The 5,557-nt window shown below is 60.9% G+C and carries 4 protein-coding genes and 3 pseudogenes; 4 read left to right on the top strand and 3 right to left on the bottom strand.

Annotation, left to right across the window (positions count from 1 at the left end; all coding sequences use genetic code 11):
• From EWE75_RS23595 to istB, 3 genes and pseudogenes are all read left to right on the top strand, one after another.
• Positions 1-163 (top strand): annotated as a pseudogene (locus EWE75_RS23595) (IS701 family transposase); the annotation flags it as partial.
• 430 nt (positions 164-593) lie between these two features.
• Positions 594-980 (top strand): transposase, encoded by a 387-nt coding sequence (locus tag EWE75_RS23585; RefSeq protein WP_130160492.1) that lies wholly within the window; start codon positions 594-596, stop codon positions 978-980.
• 11 nt (positions 981-991) lie between these two features.
• Complete coding sequence (gene istB, locus EWE75_RS23580) at positions 992-1,732, top strand: IS21-like element helper ATPase IstB (protein WP_130160491.1); 741 nt, start codon at positions 992-994, stop codon at positions 1,730-1,732.
• Positions 1,733-1,853: 121 nt separating this feature from the next.
• Here istB and EWE75_RS23575 read toward each other — a convergent pair whose 3' ends face one another.
• Both EWE75_RS23575 and EWE75_RS23570 read right to left on the bottom strand, forming a co-directional pair.
• Positions 1,854-2,330 (bottom strand): transposase, encoded by a 477-nt coding sequence (locus EWE75_RS23575; protein ID WP_130160490.1) that lies wholly within the window; start codon positions 2,328-2,330, stop codon positions 1,854-1,856.
• 143 nt (positions 2,331-2,473) lie between these two features.
• Complete coding sequence (locus tag EWE75_RS23570; RefSeq protein WP_486669385.1) at positions 2,474-4,159, bottom strand: GH35 family beta-galactosidase; 1,686 nt, start codon at positions 4,157-4,159, stop codon at positions 2,474-2,476.
• Between the two features lie 912 nt (positions 4,160-5,071).
• Here EWE75_RS23570 and EWE75_RS23565 point away from each other — a divergent pair.
• Positions 5,072-5,431, top strand: a pseudogene (locus EWE75_RS23565) (ISAs1 family transposase); the annotation flags it as partial.
• Here the strand turns inward: EWE75_RS23565 and EWE75_RS25880 are convergent.
• Positions 5,432-5,557, bottom strand: a pseudogene (locus tag EWE75_RS25880) (IS110 family transposase); the annotation flags it as partial. It lies immediately after the preceding pseudogene.

Below are 5,557 nucleotides of genomic sequence, written 5' to 3'. Positions count from 1 at the left end.
GGGACTCGATCACAACGAGACCCGATCCTGGCACGGCTGGTATCGTCATGTATCTCTGGTCATGCTCGCCTTTGCCATGGTCACAACCATTCGGCACAAAGCCAATATCGGCGCCGAAAAAAAGCTGCCCAAATTGCCCAAGGCTCTTGCGAAAAGCCGTTAATCCGCTGGTCGGTACAAGAGATCAGGCACATTGCCAGCCGGCTTGGCCAGCGAGATATCCGGCCGGCGCACTTCATCGCATGGTCTCTATGGCGACGCGCACATCAGGCTGCGGCGCAACAGGCTCACTTTAAGATCAAACGGCAACTGTAATGTTAGTGTCGCGCCCCAGAGATTATGACCGGTTGGGCTAGCGGAGGGGCGGCAGCCCCTCGGGAGCGAGCATGATCTGAATGCTTCGGGCGGCGCCTGGCTCGCGCTTAATGAGGCCAGCCTTTTCGAGGGCGACCACCATCCGATGGACGGAGGGTGCGGTCACTTCGAAACCGTGGATAGGCGTCGAAGCACCCCCCTTAACATCGCGATGCAACCGATTACGGAAGCTTGTTATTTCGAAGGTCGAGGCCTGCGTCGGCATCGTCGAGCGGTGGTTGCTGGGCGGGCTTCGCAACCGGGTCTGGTATGGGCTGGGCGAACTCAATGCCGCGATCGTTGACCTGCTCGCGCGCCTCGTCGCGGAGGCGGCGGGGCTTGGTCCTTCGGCGAAACTGTTGTGCGAGATGATCCTCCAGGATCGCCCGCATCCCGAGCAGGGATATCGGTCGTGCCTGGGGATCTTGCGGCTGGCACGAGCCTACGGCGCTGCCCGCCTGGATGCCGCTGCGATGCGCGCGCTCGAGATCGGCGTGCGCAATTACGGGTCGGTGAAATCCATCCTCGAGAAGAAGCTCGACGGCCAGCCGCTGCACGAGCCCCGCGCGCCGGACGAAGTGGGCATCGACCATCCCAACATCCGCGGTTCCAGCTACTACCACTGAGGAGACCTGTCGTGCTGACCCATCCTACCCTCGATCAACTCCATGCTCTCGGCGTGTACGGAATGGCCAAAGCGTTCGGCGAACTCGACAAGCATGGCGATACGCCCCAGCTCGCGCACGCTGAATGGCTCGGCCTGCTGCTCGACCGGGAGATCGTCCATCGCCATGACAAGCGGCTCGGCGCGCGGCTGCGCCACGCCAGGCTCCGGCACAATGCCGCACCCGAGGACATCGATTATCGTAGCGCGCGTGGGCTGGATCGCCGGCTTGTCGAAATGCTGCTGAAAGGCGACTGGATCGACGCGCACGACAATCTCGCGCTGTGCGGCCCGACCGGGATCGGCAAGAGCTGGCTCGCCTGCGCGATCGGCCACAAGGCCTGCCGCGACAATCGTTCGGTCCTCTACACCCGGTTCCCGCGACTGCTTGACGACCTGGCGCTATCGCGCGGCGATGGTCGCATCGCTCGCAAGCTCAAGAGCCTCGGCCAGGTCGAGCTCCTGATCCTGGACGACTGGGGGCTTCAGCCGCTCGACGCCCAGGCCCGCCATGATCTCCTCGAAATCCTCGAGGACCGCTACGGACGTAAATCCACGATCGTCACCAGCCAGCTCGACATCGCATCCTGGCACCGCGCCATCGGTGACCCAACCTACGCCGACGCGATCCTGGATCGGCTCCTTCACAACGCCCACCGCATCGAACTCACTGGAGACTCCTTGCGCAGGACAAAGCCGACCGCCGCCAGTTGACGTTCCACCGTCAAAAATGCCAACCACACACAGTCGACCAAACGACCCTTCAGGTGGGCGCGATCATCTCGGAATAGGCGGGCGGCATCATCGGAATCCGCACCCTAGCCACGCAGTCGGCTCATGCTGGTCGTGGTCCCGGTCTCATCGACGAACACGAGGCGGTTGAAGTCGAACCCGCCTTGCGCCGCGCGCCAGATGTCGCGAGCGATGGCGACATCCAGCCGGTCCTGCTCAGTGGCGAAGATGGTCCTTTTTTTTTGTGCCGCAGCCCCAGCCGCCGCACCATCCGCCAGACGCTCGCGTAACTGACCGAGATACCCCGCCCGGCCAGTTCGTCCCGAACCTCGCCCAGCGTCAACTCGGACGTTTGCGCCAGCCGGGCAGCGATCCAGTCCGCATGCTTCGTCAGCTTGGAGCGCCGATCGCCGCCCATCGACCGTGCCGCACGGCTCTGCATCTGCTGGTGGCGCCGATACCAGTTGCCCGCGGTGCTCGGTGCGACGGCGAACGCCGCACCAACATCACGGCAACTGCGCCCCGTGGCCATTGCCGCCACCACACGATCGCGCAGATCGTTCGAGTAAGGCTTGCCCATCCATGCCGACCTCCATCCCAGCCAGCATCTTCAATCAGAAAATCAGCCTCAACCTCAAGGGAATCCCCGCGATTCAACTTGGTCGCTTTCAACTCTAATTCACAATCCCATGCAGTGAAATGAACTTCGCGCAAATGCACGAGTCAGTGACCAGGAGGAAGGAGACGAACGCGAACGCTTCCGATGCGATCAAGCGGGATGATGCTGAGCCGTTCATCGCCATTGATGACCCGGCCCGCATTCCAACCACTCTCGTTAAACTGCCCTTCCTCGACATGATCCACCTCGACCAGGTCTGGGCCGCTCGAAAAATCCGCAGTGAAGCCCTTGCCTATCAGCAGGAAGCTGTTGTCACCCTCGGCGATGATCAGGCCAAACGCGCGCGAATCGCCGGGTATCGGTCGGCTGGACGGCCCTTCCGTTTCGCTGGGCAGCGGCGGAGGCGCAGGCGGGGCCTGCAAGCCGGCATCGAGCAGCATCTGCTTGAGAAGCGACTGCGTCTCTCGAACGGTGATGGTGTAGCCGCCGAGTTTTATCTCGGCGGGCTTGCCATCGTCGAGGAGGATGCCCGCGATCCGTCGCTCGGCTTGAGCGCGCGTAATGACGGCAGCCATCGGGTCGAGCAAAGCATAGGCCTGCGCCAACTGCCCGTCGATCCGCCCGTCCTCGATGCCGAACACCGAATAGCCAAGCGCGCCATGCTCTCCCAGCGCCCAGAACAGATCGCCGGTCTTGAACTGGGCCTCCGGCACGAACAGCGGATTGCCAGCATGATCGTAAGCGGCGAGCACCGGCTTCGCGTCCGGCACATAGATGTCGGGCGCCAGCAGATCGAGCGACGGCGCGGCGGCTTTCCAGATATCGAGGACGCGTCTGGCGGGGCCGCCGCTTGGGTAGCGGCCGGCCGTCGGCTGGCCTTCCTGCGGCCCTAGCCATCCGTTGACATACATCGGCAAGGCGAGCGCCTGCTTCCCCGCGGCCGCGAGCGCTTCCATGTACCGGCCGAAATGCCACGCCATGAAAATTTCATCGGCTTGCCAGTCGCTGCCGAAAACCTCCGCCCAAGTGCCGGCCGAACGGCGATTTTGCCGCGCCCAGACGGCGTCAAGCTCCGGCTTGAGCGTGCCACGATGGCTGGCCAGATACCGCATCAGCGCTGGCGGAACGGGCTGTTTCCATGCCGCTTCCGCCAAGGGCGAACGGTCCCGGCTGTCGCGCAACAGGCCGCTCTCGTTGTTCACTTGCACCATAATGACCCGGTGATCGGTATCGACCGCGGCGAGGTGCTTCATCAAGACTACGAAGGCGGCACGATCCGCATCCATCAGACGAGACGAGAACACTGACAGCACCGGCTTCGGCATCGCGCCTGCGTAGGTGAAGGCCTCCTTCATCTCTCCCTGCGCGACGGCGCGCGGGAAGCGAGCCACGTCTCTACGCACCCAGCTTGGTGCGTAGGTGGAACTGGCGTTCTTAAACGCGCCGAACCAGATCAAGACCAGGCGCATGTCGCGCCGCCGTGCCTGTGCGATCTGAGCGTCCACGGCCGCGTAATCGAACGTCCCTTCGACGGGCTCGAAATCTTCCCAGCTCACCGTCCCGACGACGGTGCGGACATGCATCTGCTGAAGTTTGTCCCAGATCGGCTCCATATACTCGGAACTGGAGGCGCTCGAATTGTGGAGTTCGCCACCGATCGCGAGAAACGGCTTCCCATCGACGAGCAATTGTCGATTGCGGATCTCTGGAAGACTGTCAGCCCAAGCGGCGGAAACCGACAGAGCGGCTGAGGCGCAGCAGAGGAGCAGACCCCAAGTTAAATGCTTCACTACCGCCCTTTCAGCACGCCATTAAGTCAAAGTGACTGCGAATTCACAACACAATTGTCAACAAAAATACGTGCCAGCGTTTGTCACATCCACTAATTTTACAAGAGACGCGCTAAATCTGCGGAACGGATTTCGTCTTGGGGTTCTCGCCCCTATCTTCATGTCGCAACTTCTTCAAGTTGAAATATAATCGAAGCTAAGACTGTTTTCACTGTTCTTTCGAGCAAGCATTTATTTTAAATAAGAAAAAAAAGGTATTTTATTGTCCAATTCAATGCGGCGAACACTATCCCGAGTACGATAAGAATTGCGCACCAGACCCGAGCGCCGACGCAATGAGAACGAACGAAGGGTATCAAAGCGAGAATCTTCGACATTAGCGCCTCTCCCTTATCATTTGCTAGAGTGTCCCTCCTTCAAGCTAGCTGGTCAAATACGCAGTTTGGATCATCTCACATCCACGTTTTTGATTGTACGGACGGATTCATACGCGGCGACCCTTCATGGCCCCAGAAAAACAAGCTTTTGCTACTACCAAGCTTCCGATCAACTCGGAAGCTCGGGTTGCCAAGTTCAATTCCCAGCGTCGTGCGCTCCCAATGCGACAATGCCCCCCCCCGCATGAAGCGGGATCCACAAGATGATGGTGCGTCACCTCCCCGTCGCCGCCCCCTGCAATCGACATGACCAGGAACGTCGCCCCGTACACGACGATTGACCCCAGCGATCCGGCGACCGCGCAAAAGCTGCCGAGCTGCGCGCGTTCCTTTGGCTGCGCCGTCATCAACGCGTTGTACGGGACATAATCAGCGAGTAGAGCAGCCCGAGCGAAAAGAACGTGCCCCATACAATAGCAGGGGAATCGCATATGGAATTTTGATTGAAATGGGATTCTGATGGAGGCTCCTTGGTATTTGGGAGACCTTTGGGGGGGAGACATTTGCGGCGTGTTTTTCGTCGGTTGAGGATCCGCGCGCGAGCAACGCGCGGCGGCATGATCTTCTGGAGCTGATATTCGTGGCGTTGGCAGCGGTGCTTTGCGGCGCGGAGGACTGCACAGACATGGCAGACTTTGCGCGGGCCAAGCTTGGGTTCCTGCAGCAGGTGGTCAAGCTTGAGAACGGCCCGCCGAGCCATGATACGTTCAGTCGGGTCTTTCGACGGCTCGCGCCTGAGCCATTTAAGGCCGCCTTCGCGAAGTTCACAGCCACCTTTTCTGGCGCGCTGAAGGGTGTGGTGGCGATCGATGGCAAGGCGCTGCGTGGCGCCTATGACGTACTTCCACAGGGCCACCAACAGCTTGCGGGCCAGCGCGATGATGGCGGGCTTCCTGGATCTCGGGCCGCGCTCCGTCACCCGCGTGATGAACCAGCGGCTGAGCGCGGAATCCGGTTGATG

Origin of the sequence: Sphingomonas populi (assembly GCF_004208535.1) — a bacterium.
GTDB lineage: Bacteria > Pseudomonadota > Alphaproteobacteria > Sphingomonadales > Sphingomonadaceae > Sphingomonas > Sphingomonas populi.
Note: the sequence above shows the minus strand (reverse complement) of the source record. Positions and strands in the feature narration are given on the sequence as shown.

Excerpts from the sequence above, each read along its gene's own strand:
- EWE75_RS23575 (WP_130160490.1), bottom strand. The coding sequence starts at position 2,330 with ATGGGCAAGCCTTACTCGAACGATCTGCGCGATCGTGTGGTGGCGGCA.